Origin of the sequence: Endozoicomonas sp. ALB091 (genome assembly GCF_049310265.1) — a bacterium.
In the GTDB taxonomy this organism is placed as follows: domain Bacteria; phylum Pseudomonadota; class Gammaproteobacteria; order Pseudomonadales; family Endozoicomonadaceae; genus Endozoicomonas.
On record NZ_JBLYNQ010000007.1, the window covers coordinates 755,611 to 769,660 of the forward strand.

Consider the following 14,050-nt stretch of genomic DNA (forward strand, 5'->3'; position numbering starts at 1 on the left):
CTTTCTCTCAGGAAAAGCCTGCCAATAACGTCCTTAATTTTTCCACCCTGCCTGCTTTGAACAAGTGGCAGTGCCTGATTTAGTCAGACTCATTCCAAACGGAGATCAGTAATTATTTCATTACGATCTTTTTGACCAGCAGCCTTGGGATAAGTTCCAACTTTTCATACGATCAGTCAAAATACCTATGTGACTCAACCAATTCCCTCGTGATCAGGTTGCGAATTCCCTCTACAAACTTTACAAGGACTTTCTTGCCAGATGTATACCACCATACTGTCGTTAGTCCGTGTTTGTTTCCAGTATGGATGTTCAAATCACATGGCCCAACCCTTTTACCAACAGGCTGGGCAGTGGTTAAACTTTAAAAAATCAAGCTCTGCCCATGCGCATCAGAATTTCTTCTTTAGCCTGCAGACGCTCCAGCGCTTTCTGCTCTTCCTCTTTCTGACGCATCAGCTCATTAAACTCCATGCGCGCCTGCTGGGCCAACTCAGAAGCAGCCTGCCGCTTCTCATTGGCCTCAATGGCAACCCGGGTTAATCGCTCAACTTCCTCCAGCAATGGGGCAGGTGCATCCCCCAGATCAGACCCCGTTGCACCACGAGCCATAGCCTCCCGGCGAATCTGTTTTTTCAGTGCAGCCAGCGCTTCATGGGCCTGACGCTCTGCAATTACGGCGTCTGTCGCCTGATCTTTCAGCTGTTCAAAGCGGGCCAGTGCAGAACCTTCCAGGCTCCATGGGTCCACTTCCGGCAATTCTTCAATATTGATGGTGGGTTCTTCGTAGCCTTCCTGGCGGGAGATATCCAGCATGGTGGCTTTCACTGCAGAAATCATCAACATCACCGCAATCACCAGCAGCGGCAGACCACCGACAATTGCTGCCGTCTGCAAGGTGGCCAGGCCACCCATAAACATCAGCACAGAAGGCATCAGTGACAAAGTGAAAGCCCAGAACAGGCGGTTCCAGCGCATGGGGTCTTCAGTCACATTAGTCTGGACAACTGACGCGAGAATAAAGGAGATGGAGTCAAAGGTAGTCGCAGTAAAGATAATACAGAGCAATGTGAACAATACGATAACCACGTAACTGAACGGCAGCTGTTCAAGCACACTGAATATAGCGGTTGTTGGGCCTTCAGTATTGAGAATACCCACAACATCCAGTTGACCGGAAAGCTGGAGGGACAGACCAAAGTTACCCAGTACGATAAAGTACACCGCACACCCCAGGGAGCCACAGAAAATCGCACCGCCGACCATCTGTTTAATGGTTCGCCCTTTGGAAATACGGGCTACGAACAGTCCCATACTGGGTGCATATACCAACCACCAGGCCCAGTAGAAGATGGTCCAGTCCTGAGGGAAGTGGGTATCTTCAAAGGTGCCATAACCACCGAAAGGTTCTGCCCAGGTGGCCATGACGAAGAAGTTGGACAGCATCCGCCCAATGGAGTCCAGACCCGTCTCCACCATAAACAGCGTAGGCCCCACCACCAGGACAAAAGCCAGCAGACCCAGGGCTCCCCAGAAGTTGATATTGCTCAACAGCTTGATACCGCCGTCCATTCCCTTGTACGAGGAATAGGCGAACAGTGCCGTACACAACAGCAACACACCAATCTGGGTGCCATTTGTAGCTGGAATACCGGTCAGGTAGGTAATGCCCTCATTGATCAAAGGTGCCGCCAGACCCAGCGTGGTGGCAGCACCACCGAGCAGGCCAAAAATAAACAGCACGTCAATCACCTTGCCCAGAGGCCCTTTACTGCGGGCTTCTCCCAGTACCGGCATCAGGGCAGCTGATACCTTCAGAACCGGGTTTTTGCGCACATGAAAAAAGTAGGCAATGGGAATGGCCGGAATCATATAAATGCACCAGGCAACAGGCCCCCAGTGGAAGATACCGTAAGTGGCCGCCCAGCGAACCGCCTCTTCACTGCCCGAGGCCTGCTGAAAAGGCGGTGACTGATAATAGTAGGCCCACTCAATACAACCCCAGTAGAGAATACTGGCACCGATGCCACCACAGAACAACATGGCCGCCCAGGAGGTGGTCGAATACTCCGGTTTCTCATCGGCATCACCCAGCTTGATCTGGCCAATATCGGAAAATACCACGTAGGCCATAAACACCACGGCAGCCAGCCCCAGGCCCAGATAAAGCACCCCCATTGTGTCCGTCATAAAGGTTTTTGCGATGGCAATCCAGTGAGCGCCCTCATCCGGAAACAGTGCCAGCGGTATAACCACCAAGATCAACAAAATAACCGCACCAAAAAAGGTCGGCTTATCAACAAGCTTAAAATGCTCTTCCATAATCTTTGGTCTTCAATAATGAACAGCCGTTGCAGCTGTGAAAACAATAGTTATCAACTTTAAACAAAAAGGGACGTTAATTTTTTTTGGCTACATGTTCATGGTAAACATCCTGCCTGATATGCCATTCAAACCGGTCATTTATGCACCGGAGTTTCCGAAGAGATAATAAGCATAAAGACCTACAAAATCTACGGAAATATCCATTATTGAGCATATTGGATAGTTTCTGACACTCGCCTCCTGTCGGGGAAAGAATCGGTCTATCCCAACAAAAGTACAACTATTCAGCCTGGTAGCCTGCCTTACCGACAGTGATCTGGAATTATGTAATTATTTTATTATGTTCAGGGAACCCTCCTGTTTTTATTTTGTCCTACCAGATAAACAAGTAACGGTATGACTTATGATTCCTCCCTCTTCTTCTCTAACATCTTCGTTCATTGCCGGTGCTGGCCAGTCGCCAACAGAGCCGAACCAGCCGGAATCTATCTCTAGTGATTCTGTTGAGCTAAAGTTGTCCTCTGATGATGATTTTTATCTTTTATATGTTGGTTCTTACACTTCTCCGGGAACTTTAAAGCGAGAGACAATTGAACAATTAAACAAAGATCATCCGGGAATATTCAATGGCCTTGAAAATCCAGATGATTTATTTAATGCTGATCCCGTTAAATACCAGCCATTGGCAAAGTTAATTTATGATACTGATTACAGGGATCTTGAAACCATTTTGGACCCTGATATTGGCGAGCCTTGTTGGTCCGCCCAGAAAATGCTTTATGGTGAATACCAAGGTGATTTTTACAAGTTTGAGGGAGACTATGAAGGAACACAATGGGTTAGGGTTCATAGTGATAAGTATCAGCTTATGAAAAAAAATAAACAATTTGTTGCTCAACTGAGGGAATTTTTGTTTGATCAAAGTATGAGCAATGATGATAAAGTTGTGAACTTACAGATGCTTTTTCCTCCAGTCGACCAAAGTGGGGAAGATATAAGTGCTGATCAACTACGTGAGAATATGGATTTACTTTTTCGCAACACTTTCAAGCAAGCTCAACAGCGAGCCATTAATTCTGGCTTTAAGCCATAAGTTGTGACAAAAAGAAATGGCCATTGAACGACGGTTTCTATAGGTATTTTCAGACATCAGGGAAGTGCTGATGGCTTTATTCAATATAAGAGCAGCGTCCATCCAGCTGCCGCCCTCTGCAAGAACGCGGGAAACACTATTTCTGACTAAGGATATTTCCGGACACTCAATCAGTGAGCATTCAGACAGGCAGTCAGCCCCGATAGAAGTCCGCCTCCCCCTCAGGGCGATTTTTAAACCGCCGATGAAGCCACATATACTGCTCAGGATGCTTACGAATTTGCTGCTCGACAAACTGGTTAACCTGCAGCGCATCCTGAAAGTCGTCACCGGAAGGAATCCCTTCCAGGGCACAATGCAATTGAACCCGGTAGCCTTTGGCACCAGCCAGCCGGGTCACCGTCATGGGAATCACTTTCGCCCTGCCCGCTTTGGCAAGGCGTGAGGTACTGGTAATGGTCGCTGCGGGAATACCGAAGAAAGGCACATAGAGTCCATTTTTGATGCCATAGTCCTGGTCAGGAGAGTACCAGACGGTTCTGCCCGACTTTAATGAGCGCAGCATGCCACGAACATCCTTCCTTCTCAGCAACTGGCTGCCAGGATCAAAACGGTGCCTTAAACGACGCTGAACGTATTCAAAGACCGGGTTCCCATGCTCTCGATAGGTGGCATCCACACTGTGGCGCTGGGTAATCAGGCGACCTGCCAGTTCTATGGTGGTGAAATGCATAACCATCAGGAGGGTGCCATCATCAGACTTCAGGTTTTCCAGCCCCTGATAAGAAACGATGTTGTCCAACCTGCCGGCAGGCCACCACCAGGCGATGGTAACCTCCATAACACCAATGCCGACTGACTCAAAGTTTTTCTTCAGCAGTACCTCTCTTTCAGCCTGGCTCAACTCAGGAAAACACTTCTCCAGATTCACCCGGGCAACATGAACACGGTCACCCGCTACATGGTAAATGATACGTCCAAGCCATCGTCCCAGTTGGAGAAGCCAGCGATAAGGCAATAGCGAAGGAATAACGGTAAGCCCGATCACCAGCCAGGTAAGCCAGTACTTCGGGTGCAGATAGGCCCGGCGAAAGACGTCGTCTGCACGGGCATCAGCCTGCTTGTTAACATCAGGGTTTTGCGACATATAGGTTAATTCAATACTTGTATCTGAACGTTGAGTTCTCTACGCTACATTCTGTTGTATAAAAAGCTGACCATTTAATCTGCTGACTCTCGTCATACAAAGTCGTTATACACAACCAGAGTTGTACTTTATGACCCTTCAACTGCAAACCGGTACTGCAGCTTTCAAGATGACCGGTGGTATTTATACACTGACTACTCTTGAATTGCATTCTACCAATCCTGCGGATATCACCAATCAGCTGGAGAACATGACGCGCAAGGCACCCAAGTTTTTCCAGCAGACACCTGTCATCATCGCCTTCGACCAACTCAGCCCGGAACAACCACCGATTGATCTTTACCAATTGCGCCATAGCCTGCAACAGTTTGGCCTGATCCTGATTGCTGTTCGCGGCGGCCAGGAAAGCCATAAACAGGACGCCATGATGGCAGGCATTCCCTGGCTCCCGTCACCAAGGCAACGGAACCGGTCAGAAGAAAATTCTGCTGCTCATGTGGAAAGCCATGTTGAAACCAATGTGGTCATCATGCAGAAACCCCACACCGCCAGTCCCGCTGCAGCAGAGAGTGCCAACCAGACGCAAACATCACCAGTCATTCATAAGACCACGCTTATAGAACATCCGATCCGCTCTGGTCAGCAGGTCTATGCCGAGGGCGACCTGGTCATTACCAGCCCGGTGAGTTCCGGTGCAGAACTTCTGGCCGCCGGTAATATACACGTCTATGGTCCATTACGCGGCCGGGCCCTGGCAGGTGTCAATGGTAATACTGACGCCCGTATTTTCTGCCTGCAGTTTGAAGCCGAACTCATTTCCATCAACGGTCAGTATAAAATGCCCTCAGCAGCCAGTAACAGTGATCCCCTCTGGGGCGGCAGTGTTATTGTATCCCTCGAGGCACAAAGCTTGCACATAAAGAAACTTTAAGAAATACTGGACAATAGTTCAGTTCTTGATTTATGACAGGATTTCACCTTGGCTCGTATTATTGTTGTGACTTCTGGAAAAGGTGGCGTTGGAAAAACCACCACCAGTGCTTCCATTGCAACAGGATTGGCTCTTAAAGGTCACCGGACAGTTGTCATTGACTTTGACGTAGGCCTTAGAAACCTGGATCTCCTGATGGGCTGCGAGCGTCGTGTCGTGTACGACTTTGTCAACGTAATTAACGGCGAGGCCGAGCTGCATCAGGCGCTGATCAGAGACAAGCGCACAGAAAACCTGTCCATTCTGCCAGCATCCCAAACCCGGGACAAAGAAGCCCTTACCCATGCAGGGGTTGAAAAAGTCCTGAACCAGCTGGCAAAAGACTTTGAATACATCATCTGTGACTCTCCGGCAGGCATCGAACACGGTGCCCTGATGGCCCTCTACTTTGCCGATGAAGCCATTATTACCACAAACCCTGAAGTGTCGTCCGTCCGGGACTCTGACCGTATCCTGGGTATTTTGCAAAGCAAGTCCCGTCGTGCAGTCGAAAACCTTGAACCCGTCAAAGAGCATCTATTGCTAACCCGCTACAATCCTGAGCGGGTGACACGGGGAGAAATGCTCAATATTCAGGATGTCGAGGAAATTCTGGCGATACCGCTGATTGGCGTAATTCCCGAGTCCACCTCAGTCTTGAAAGCCTCCAACCAGGGGGTACCCGTCGTATGCAATACCGACAGTGATGCCGGTCAGGCATACAACGATGTGGTAGCGCGCTTCCTTGGGGAAGACATACCACACCGTTTTCTCGAACCCGTCAAAAAAGGGTTCTTACAGCGCATGTTCGGAGGAATAGGATGAGTCTTATGCAGCTATTCCGCTCACGCAAAGAAGATAACAGCGCCGCGATTGCCAAGGAAAGGCTGCAGATCATAGTAGCCCATGAACGAAGCAGTCGAAGTGGGCGTGATTTTCTGCCAGCCATGGAGCGGGATATTCTTCAGGTTATTCAAAAATACATAGAGGTCCAGCAGGAGTGTATTGACATCAAGCTGGACTCTCAGGATGGTTGTTCTATCCTCGAGGTCAATGTACAGCTGCCGAACTAGTGCAGAAAAGCGTTCATACCCGTACACCCAGTTCATCCTGAGCTTGTCGAAGGATGGTGCCACCGTACTTCGACAAACTCAGCACAAACGGTATGGATATCAACGCCTGGCCACACTTGGAGCTTGACCGAGAATAGATTGCCTTACGGCAGTTGCCACGTAGGGCAGTCTATTCCTGGACAACTTCTTGATCCCCCGTAAAATGAAGTCAAACATATTTTTTGTGAGATCACTACCTATCGCTTTAACCCGGTCAAAAACCCAAAAGCCATTTCCGACCTAGCCAACCGGCAGTAATGAGCGAACAGTTGACAATACCTTCAGTCACTATTTTTTGGGGCAGATTATGATAGTGATTGTTTTGAGTGCCAAGCCTGCCGAAAAATACAGACATTACATCATCACTGACTTCTGAGATGTATCTTATGGCGAGGGTACAAGCAAGATCAGCAGCTACAACAGTGGCATTATAGCGGGCCAACGCCTCAAGATTGGTTGCAAAAAAAAATCCAACATAAACAAGTGTGCACGCCAACACCGTTCGATTGTACAGGGTTTTGTAGAATTGATCCTTCAATGCACTGGTAAAACTGCCGTCAGGAGTCTCTTTTGGTAGAAAAAAATTTTGCCTGCACATGGGGCAACGTGTGTTCCTTTCTCGCCATTCGATAATGCATGAACGACCGAAGGCGTGCCCACACTTCAGGGTAGATAATGCATGGTCAGGCTCTTGGGAAAAATCCTCAAGGCAAATGAGGCAATGGTTTTCAGCCGATGTTTGAGGGAACATGCTTATTTCATTCATTTGGGTAAATTCATTCGTATTATTCTTTTTAGACAGAGCAATCAACAACAAGCTCATACAGCCACTTACTTTAGTGGGCTCAGGCAGCATTATCCAATCCTGAAACAGGTCAGTTTCAACAATGAAATAAAACCTGGCTTTGTAGTAAGATCACCGCTTACATTGCAAGGTAGCGCCATGAGCAAAGAACACTTTAATCAGGAGCTTATCCAGTTCCTCAATGCTTCTCCGACCCCTTATCATGCAGTAGCCACCATGGTGGCCAAACTACAGAAAGCGGGCTTCCAGCCATTGAGTGAGTCCGAATCCTGGTCTCTCAAAGAGGGCGGAAAATATTACGTAACCCGTAACGGATCATCCATCATTGCCTTTACCATGGGCAAACCTGAGCTGGGTGCCAGAATGGTAGGAGCGCATACCGACTCGCCCTGCCTGAAAGTAAAACCTCAGCCAGAGTTAAATAAGCACAGCTATTTTCAGCTGGGTGTTGAGGTTTATGGTGGTGTCCTGTTAAATCCATGGTTTGACCGTGACCTTTCCCTCGCCGGCCGTGTCCAATACCTCAACGATCAGCAACAACTTTGCCAGCAACTGATCAATTTTGAACGTGCAGTCGCCATTATCCCCAGCCTGGCTATTCACCTGGACCGCGAGGTCAATAGTGGCCGTGCCGTCAATCCACAAACCGATATCCCACCGATCCTTTTTCAACTGGCCGATGGCGAAACCGTCGATTTCCGTGAACTGCTGAAACAAGAGCTGATACGTCAAGGGCACAGCGACTGTCAGCAAGTGATGGAATACGACCTCTCTTTCTATGACACCCAAAGTGCTGCCGTTATTGGCCTGAACGGTGACTTTATCGCCAGTGCCCGCCTGGATAATCTGCTCAGCTGCTATGTGGGTCTGGAGTCTCTGCTCAATCATCAGCCATCAGACACCACAGCCCTGTTGGTATGCAATGACCATGAAGAGGTGGGCAGTGTCTCAACCACCGGAGCCCAGGGGCCTTTCCTGAAGAGCGTACTGGAAAGAATGTATGGCACCGGTGAGGCACTGACCCGGGCCATGAACCGCTCCATGCTGATTTCAACGGATAATGCCCACGGCATCCACCCCAACTATGCCAGCAAGCATGACGAGCATCACGCACCGAAACTGAATCATGGGGCAGTCATCAAAGTCAACGCCAACCAGCGTTATGCCACCAATGATGAAACCTCGGCCCTTTACCGCACCCTTTGCCAGGCCAGCGGCAGCAAAGTTCAGCACTTTGTTACCCGTACCGATATGGCCTGTGGCAGTACCATTGGCCCACTGACTGCTGGCGTACTGGGCGTACGCACACTGGATCTCGGGCTGCCAACCTTCGGCATGCACTCAATCAGAGAGCTGGCCGGGAGTGAGGATGCCTTTGAACTCAGCAAAACCCTGGCCCATTTTATGACCCTGGCCAAACTGCCATTCACTGAATAATTAATCATCAGCTGGCTCTTGAACGAGAGCCAGCAAACTCTCCGGACATCCCGTTTTATTGACAAAACACAACGCGAAGCCCCGTCATACGTACAATTTCAGACTCCAATTATCCGGCCGATATTGCTAACCTCGATCATGTCATCAGACCAGCCAACATTGCAGGCAACCCCATGAAACCCGAAGCCAACAACCGGCCAACACTGCGCTCAACCTCAAATTCCAGTAACGCCTTTTCACTTCATCGCAGTAAGATTAATTCGGTCAAGCCGTTGCTAAAGGCTTCTGCAACACTGCCTGCGGCAAAGTCATTTGATGAGACTGGCGGCTATATCAAAGGTTATAACTAATACCAATTCCACCTTCTAAATATGAACTGCGCAGCCATTTTGAACAGCTGGATCTTCGTTGGAATTCCTCGCAATAGCCCTGCTATTACTCGTCATTCCGCCTTGCCCAGCTGTCCAAAATGACTTGCTCGATCTCATATTTAGAAGGCGGAATTGGTATTACTCACACTTTTTACCGGCCAGGTAATGGCCTGATTTACCTGAGCTGTTCAGAATATGAAAGTTCAACGGCTGTCATCCGCCATGTGACTGTATTATGCTGTATTCATCCTTACAGGATATTCAAGAGTTCAAGATCCTGAGCGATGACTTGAGTAATGGAAAGAGTCTTATCCGTTAGGTTAGCCAGGAAGGCACACTTCAACAGACAGAATGACACGGAGCTAACGCCTCTATGATATCGAAACTGCAGCCAGCCAAAAGAATGAGGCTGTTCTTTTCAGCGCTGCTTTTCACAGCACTTCTCTCAGGCAATCTCGCTCAGGCCGTCGATAAGGACATCAGCCAGCCAGTACCCACCCTGACACCCAACCTGCAACAGGCCATTGCCAGCGTTCATGTGGTACAGCTGCTTTCAAGAAGCCACTACCGGAAAATCCCCCTTGACCAGAGCAATATGGAAAAGGTGTTTGATCGCTATCTTGATCGACTGGACCCGAACCGCAGCTTCTTCCTGCTGGCAGATATCCAGGAATTTCAGCCCTATCGGAAAAAACTGGGAGACTCTCTGAAAAGCGGTGACCTCAATCCCGCCTTCGCCATCTTCAACCGCTACCGTGAGCGGGCGGAAGAACGCGCACGCTTCATGCTCAAACAGCTAGAACTGGGCATTAACAACCTGAACCTCAGGAAAAATGAAGAGCTGGTGATTGAGCGCAAGGATGAACCCTGGCTTACCAGCAAGCAAGCCCAGCAACGGCTTTGGATCAAGCAGTTTAAAGACAGCGTATTAAGCCAGAAGCTGAACAATAAAACCGACGAAGAAATTATCAATCAGTTGCGCAGAAGAAACACCAACCTGCTGCGCAGGCTGCACCAGAGCAAAAGCGAAGATGCCTTTCAGACCTACATCAACGCCTTCGCTGGTATTTACGACCCTCATACCCAGTACTTCTCCCCCCAGACGGCGGAGAACTTTGATATCAACATGAGCCTCTCTCTTGAAGGGATCGGTGCCGTACTCTCTGCTGAGGATGAATACACCAGGGTAGTCAGTGTTGTCCCCGGCGGCCCTGCAGAGAAAGCCGGGCAGCTGAAACCCGGTGATAAGATCGTCAGCGTTGGCCAGGGCAAGAAAGGCAACCTGGAAGATGTGGTGGGCATGCGTCTGGACGATGTGGTCAAATTAATTCGCGGCGCCAAACACACCCTGGTTCGCCTGGAGATTATTCCCGGCAGCAGCAATGACAGCAGCACCCGGGTTTATGAGATTGTCCGGGACCGGGTCAAACTGGAAGAGCAGGATGCCGCCAGTAAAATCATTGAAGTGCCCATGAACGGCAAGACCAGCCGTATCGGGGTGATAGAGTTACCCACCTTTTATATCGACTTCAAGGCTGCCCAGGCCGGCGACCCTGACTATAAAAGCACCACCCGTGACGTCCGCAGGCTCCTGGAAAAATTAAAGAAAGAGAAAGTGGATGGCCTGATTATCGATCTTCGCGGTAATGGGGGCGGTTCACTGCAAGAAGCCAATGAGCTGACCGGTCTATTTATTGATAAAGGGCCTACCGTAGTCGTCCGCAATAACCGGGGTCGCGCTGAGCGACAGGAAGACCCGGACTCAGAGCAGCTCTACGATGGCCCCATGGTGGTGATGATTGACCGCCTCAGCGCTTCCGCTTCTGAAATCTTTGCCGGGGCCATGCAGGATTACGGCCGGGCGCTGATCGTTGGCAGCCAGAGTTACGGCAAAGGTACCGTGCAAAGCATCCAGCCACTGAACCACGGGCAACTGAAACTGACGCTGGCCAAGTTCTACCGGATTTCCGGCCAGAGCACCCAGAATCGTGGCGTTATTCCCGATATCATCTTCCCTTCCCTCTATGATGGCCGGGATATTGGTGAGGACACGCTGCCGGATGCACTGCCGTGGGACAATATCTCACCGGTATCCTACAGACCTTACGCCAACTTAAGTCCTTATCTGCCGGAGCTGCAGAAAAAGCATGAATTCCGCACCCGTAAAAATGCGGATTTTGTTTACCTCCATGAGATGAAGGACTACTTCGAACATTATGAAAATCAGAAAAAGGTTTCCCTGAACCAGGAAAGACGACAACTGGAGCTGCAAACCATGCGCAGCCAGCGACTGGCCATTGAAAATCGCCTGCGGAAATCCAGAGGTCTGGCATTGCTGAACAATCTGGATGAGCTGGAGGAGATCAACAACCAGGAACAGGAACAGAAGAAAAAAGATAAAGAGCCTGATGCCTTCCTGAAGGAAGCGGGTGTCATCCTGACCGATATGGTGAAAGCCAGCAACAATAAGCGGCTCTTTACCCGTCGTTCTGGCTAACACCTGCTTTAACTGATGGTAAAAAGCCCGCTATTTGCGGGCTTTTTATTAAGCACAGTGCTCAACCTTAGCAGGCTGGCTGCGCTAATGACCTGTGGAAACATCCCCCAGAACTTCAGCAAGACTGGACCGGGAAAGCTGCCCCTGCAACTGCCCATCGTCATCAACAACGGGGAGGGGAAAGTCGGTGTCCAGGGTATCGGGAATAACGGACTCCAGTATTGAGTCTGCCTGAATAGTCGGCACCGTCTCAATCAATATCGAGGTGACCTTCTTGTGACTCCCCTTCTGCACGGCCTGCTCAAGGGTCTGCTGAAGAATCACACCCTGATAGCCTTCATCATTAACGTAATAGCCAAAGTCTTCAGAGGTCTTTTTCATCTGACTCAAGGCCTCATCAATGGTTTCTGCAGTAATTCGACAGGCCGGAGGTTTCATCACCGTTTCTACGGTCAATGCCCGGGCACGGTTAACATCCTTAACAAACGCTTCCACATAATCTGTGGCCGGATTCAACAGAATATCTTCCGGAGCCCCCTGCTGAACCAGCTCACCATCTTTCAGAATGGCAATGCGATCACCCAGCCTCAGCGCTTCATCCAGGTCATGGGTAATAAAAACAATGGTTTTCTGGAGCTTACTCTGCAACCCGATCAACTGATCCTGCATCTCACTGCGAATCAGTGGATCCAGGGCAGAGAAAGCTTCGTCCATCAATAGAATTTCCGCATCGGTGCACAGCGCCCTGGCCAGACCAACCCTCTGTTGCTGCCCTCCCGACAGCTGGGAGGGGTATTGCTGCTCGTAGCCAGCCAGCCCCACGGTATCCAGCCATTGTTCCGCTTTCTTCAGTCGCTCGGCTTTGCCAACACCCTGAACCGACAGACCATAGGCAACATTATCTATGACCGTCCGGTGAGGCATCAGACCAAAACGCTGAAAGACCATGGACATCTTCTGACGTCGAAAGCTTTCCAGTTCTTTGGCAGAAAACCGGGTAATATCGGTGCCATCCACCAGGATCTCCCCCTCAGTGGGATCGATCAAACGGTTAAAATGGCGAATCAAGGTGGACTTACCGGATCCGGAAAGCCCCATAATCACAAAAATCTCACCTGCCTTGACGTCCAGGTTGATATCCCTGAGCCCAAGCGTATGCCCGGTATCAGCCAGAATCTGATCTTTGGATTCCCCCTGATGAACCCGGGGCATAACCTTGTCAGGCTGTTTCCCGAATAATTTGTACAGGCCACGAATCTGGATCAGAGGCTTTGTCTTGTCACTGTTATGCATGCTCAGCGCCTCCCAGATGTTTCTGGGTTCTGCGGGCATAAGCCTGAGAAACCCGGTCAAAGATGATCGCCAGCGCAACAATGGCAAGACCATTGAGCAGCCCCAGGGTGAAATACTGATTGGTAATGGATTTCAGTACCGGCTGCCCCAGGCCCTTGACGCCAATCATGGAAGCGATCACCACCATGGCCAGCGCCATCATAATGGTCTGGTTAATACCGGCCATAATGGTAGGCATTGCCAGTGGCAGCTGCACCCCCCACAACCGTTGCCACGGGCTGGCACCATAAGCGGTAGCGGCTTCCAATACCTCTTTATCCACCAGCCGAATCCCCAGGTTGGTCAGTCGAATAACCGGTGGAATGGCATAAATAACCACCGCGATCACGCCGGGAATCTTGCCAATCCCCAGCAACATCACCACCGGAATCAGATAAACAAATGCCGGCATGGTCTGCATGATATCCAGCATCGGCGTTACCAGCTTCTGCACACGGTCGGAACGGGCCATGGCGATACCGATTGGAATGCCCAGCACCAGAGAGAGCAAGGTGCATACCGTGATAACACTCAGGGTTCTCATGGTATTTTCCCACATACCAAAATAACCGATGGTCAGCAGGGAACAGACAACACCGAGGCACAGCTTCCAGGAACGGCTGGCGGCGTAGGCCAAACCGGTGATTACCGCCAGTATCAGTAACCAGGGAGAGCTGATCAGCAGGTTTTCAAACCAGACAAGAAAAGAGAGCAACGGATCAAAAAACGACTCAATCAAATCGCCATGTTCCCGGGAAAACTCCCGGTAGGCACCATCCAGAGTCTTTCGCAAAGCGATCAGGTCACTGCGATCCATATCCGGAAACTCAGTAACCCAGGATTCCTTAGCCATACACTTCAGCCTTTATTATGGGTGATTGGCACAGTATTCAGAGTATGGAGTTTACGCCTTTCGACTCCGCTCAAGACGAACGGAGTTTGGAGGTCAATAAATAAACCC

12 protein-coding genes are annotated in these 14,050 nt (G+C 49.9%); 7 read left to right on the plus strand and 5 right to left on the minus strand.

The window, feature by feature from the left end:
• Window positions 1-372: 372 nt before the first annotated feature.
• Entirely contained in the window at window positions 373-2,322 is a 1,950-nt protein-coding gene (locus ACO6UX_RS15155) for a BCCT family transporter (RefSeq protein ID WP_422448955.1), read from the minus strand.
• Window positions 2,323-2,728: 406 nt separating this feature from the next.
• On the opposite strand from ACO6UX_RS15155, the gene ACO6UX_RS15160 reads away from it, so the two are divergent.
• A complete protein-coding gene (locus ACO6UX_RS15160) occupies window positions 2,729-3,418 on the plus strand; it encodes a hypothetical protein (protein ID WP_422448957.1) in 690 nt (229 codons plus the stop codon).
• A gap of 193 nt (window positions 3,419-3,611) precedes the next feature.
• On the opposite strand, the gene lpxL is transcribed toward ACO6UX_RS15160, so the two are convergent.
• Window positions 3,612-4,565 (minus strand): LpxL/LpxP family Kdo(2)-lipid IV(A) lauroyl/palmitoleoyl acyltransferase, encoded by a 954-nt coding sequence (gene lpxL / locus ACO6UX_RS15165; protein WP_422448959.1) that lies wholly within the window; start codon window positions 4,563-4,565, stop codon window positions 3,612-3,614.
• 130 nt (window positions 4,566-4,695) lie between these two features.
• Between lpxL and minC the strand changes: the two genes are divergently transcribed.
• From minC to minE, 3 genes are read left to right on the plus strand one after another with little or no spacing between them, the layout of a single operon-like run.
• Window positions 4,696-5,496 (plus strand): septum site-determining protein MinC, encoded by an 801-nt coding sequence (minC, locus tag ACO6UX_RS15170; protein ID WP_422448961.1) that lies wholly within the window; start codon window positions 4,696-4,698, stop codon window positions 5,494-5,496.
• Window positions 5,497-5,544: 48 nt separating this feature from the next.
• Window positions 5,545-6,360: a septum site-determining protein MinD gene (gene minD, locus ACO6UX_RS15175; protein WP_422448963.1), complete on the plus strand. Its 816-nt coding sequence runs from the start codon at window positions 5,545-5,547 to the stop codon at window positions 6,358-6,360.
• The gene (gene minE, locus ACO6UX_RS15180; RefSeq protein ID WP_209202447.1) at window positions 6,357-6,608 is read left to right on the plus strand and encodes a cell division topological specificity factor MinE; all 252 of its coding nucleotides are present in this window, start codon (window positions 6,357-6,359) and stop codon (window positions 6,606-6,608) included. Before minD ends, minE begins: the two co-directional genes overlap by 4 nt.
• 253 nt (window positions 6,609-6,861) lie before the next feature.
• Here minE and ACO6UX_RS15185 read toward each other — a convergent pair whose 3' ends face one another.
• On the minus strand, window positions 6,862-7,503 hold the full coding sequence (locus tag ACO6UX_RS15185) for an RING finger domain-containing protein (RefSeq protein WP_422448965.1): 642 nt from the start codon (window positions 7,501-7,503) through the stop codon (window positions 6,862-6,864).
• Window positions 7,504-7,590: 87 nt separating this feature from the next.
• Between ACO6UX_RS15185 and ACO6UX_RS15190 the strand changes: the two genes are divergently transcribed.
• From ACO6UX_RS15190 to ACO6UX_RS15200, 3 genes are all read left to right on the plus strand, one after another.
• A complete protein-coding gene (locus ACO6UX_RS15190) occupies window positions 7,591-8,889 on the plus strand; it encodes a M18 family aminopeptidase (RefSeq protein ID WP_422448967.1) in 1,299 nt (432 codons plus the stop codon).
• Between the two features lie 173 nt (window positions 8,890-9,062).
• Window positions 9,063-9,239 carry a hypothetical protein gene (locus ACO6UX_RS15195; RefSeq protein ID WP_422448969.1) on the plus strand — a complete coding sequence of 59 codons (177 nt, stop codon included), beginning with the start codon at window positions 9,063-9,065 and terminating at the stop codon, window positions 9,237-9,239.
• 394 nt (window positions 9,240-9,633) lie between these two features.
• Window positions 9,634-11,757 (plus strand): carboxy terminal-processing peptidase, encoded by a 2,124-nt coding sequence (locus tag ACO6UX_RS15200; protein ID WP_422448971.1) that lies wholly within the window; start codon window positions 9,634-9,636, stop codon window positions 11,755-11,757.
• Between the two features lie 84 nt (window positions 11,758-11,841).
• Here the strand turns inward: ACO6UX_RS15200 and ACO6UX_RS15205 are convergent, their stop codons facing one another.
• Both ACO6UX_RS15205 and ACO6UX_RS15210 read right to left on the minus strand, forming a co-directional pair.
• Window positions 11,842-13,050, minus strand: coding sequence for a quaternary amine ABC transporter ATP-binding protein (locus ACO6UX_RS15205; RefSeq protein ID WP_422448973.1), 1,209 nt, complete (start codon window positions 13,048-13,050; stop codon window positions 11,842-11,844).
• Window positions 13,043-13,942, minus strand: a complete 900-nt coding sequence (locus ACO6UX_RS15210) for an ABC transporter permease (RefSeq protein WP_209202468.1) — start codon at window positions 13,940-13,942, stop codon at window positions 13,043-13,045. The genes ACO6UX_RS15205 and ACO6UX_RS15210 overlap by 8 nt, the downstream gene beginning before the upstream one ends.
• Between the last annotated feature and the right edge of the window lie 108 nt (window positions 13,943-14,050).

Bases quoted from the DNA above. Each gene is read 5' to 3' on its own strand.
- ACO6UX_RS15155 (WP_422448955.1), bottom strand. From the start codon at position 2,322: ATGGAAGAGCATTTTAAGCTTGTTGATAAGCCGACCTTTTTTGGTGCG.
- ACO6UX_RS15160 (WP_422448957.1), top strand. From the start codon at position 2,729: ATGATTCCTCCCTCTTCTTCTCTAACATCTTCGTTCATTGCCGGTGCT.
- lpxL (WP_422448959.1), bottom strand. From the start codon at position 4,565: ATGTCGCAAAACCCTGATGTTAACAAGCAGGCTGATGCCCGTGCAGAC.
- minC (WP_422448961.1), top strand. From the start codon at position 4,696: ATGACCCTTCAACTGCAAACCGGTACTGCAGCTTTCAAGATGACCGGT.
- minE (WP_209202447.1), top strand. From the start codon at position 6,357: ATGAGTCTTATGCAGCTATTCCGCTCACGCAAAGAAGATAACAGCGCC.
- ACO6UX_RS15185 (WP_422448965.1), bottom strand. From the start codon at position 7,503: ATGCTGCCTGAGCCCACTAAAGTAAGTGGCTGTATGAGCTTGTTGTTG.
- ACO6UX_RS15190 (WP_422448967.1), top strand. From the start codon at position 7,591: ATGAGCAAAGAACACTTTAATCAGGAGCTTATCCAGTTCCTCAATGCT.
- ACO6UX_RS15195 (WP_422448969.1), top strand. From the start codon at position 9,063: ATGAAACCCGAAGCCAACAACCGGCCAACACTGCGCTCAACCTCAAAT.
- ACO6UX_RS15200 (WP_422448971.1), top strand. From the start codon at position 9,634: ATGATATCGAAACTGCAGCCAGCCAAAAGAATGAGGCTGTTCTTTTCA.
- ACO6UX_RS15205 (WP_422448973.1), bottom strand. From the start codon at position 13,050: ATGCATAACAGTGACAAGACAAAGCCTCTGATCCAGATTCGTGGCCTG.
- ACO6UX_RS15210 (WP_209202468.1), bottom strand. From the start codon at position 13,942: ATGGCTAAGGAATCCTGGGTTACTGAGTTTCCGGATATGGATCGCAGT.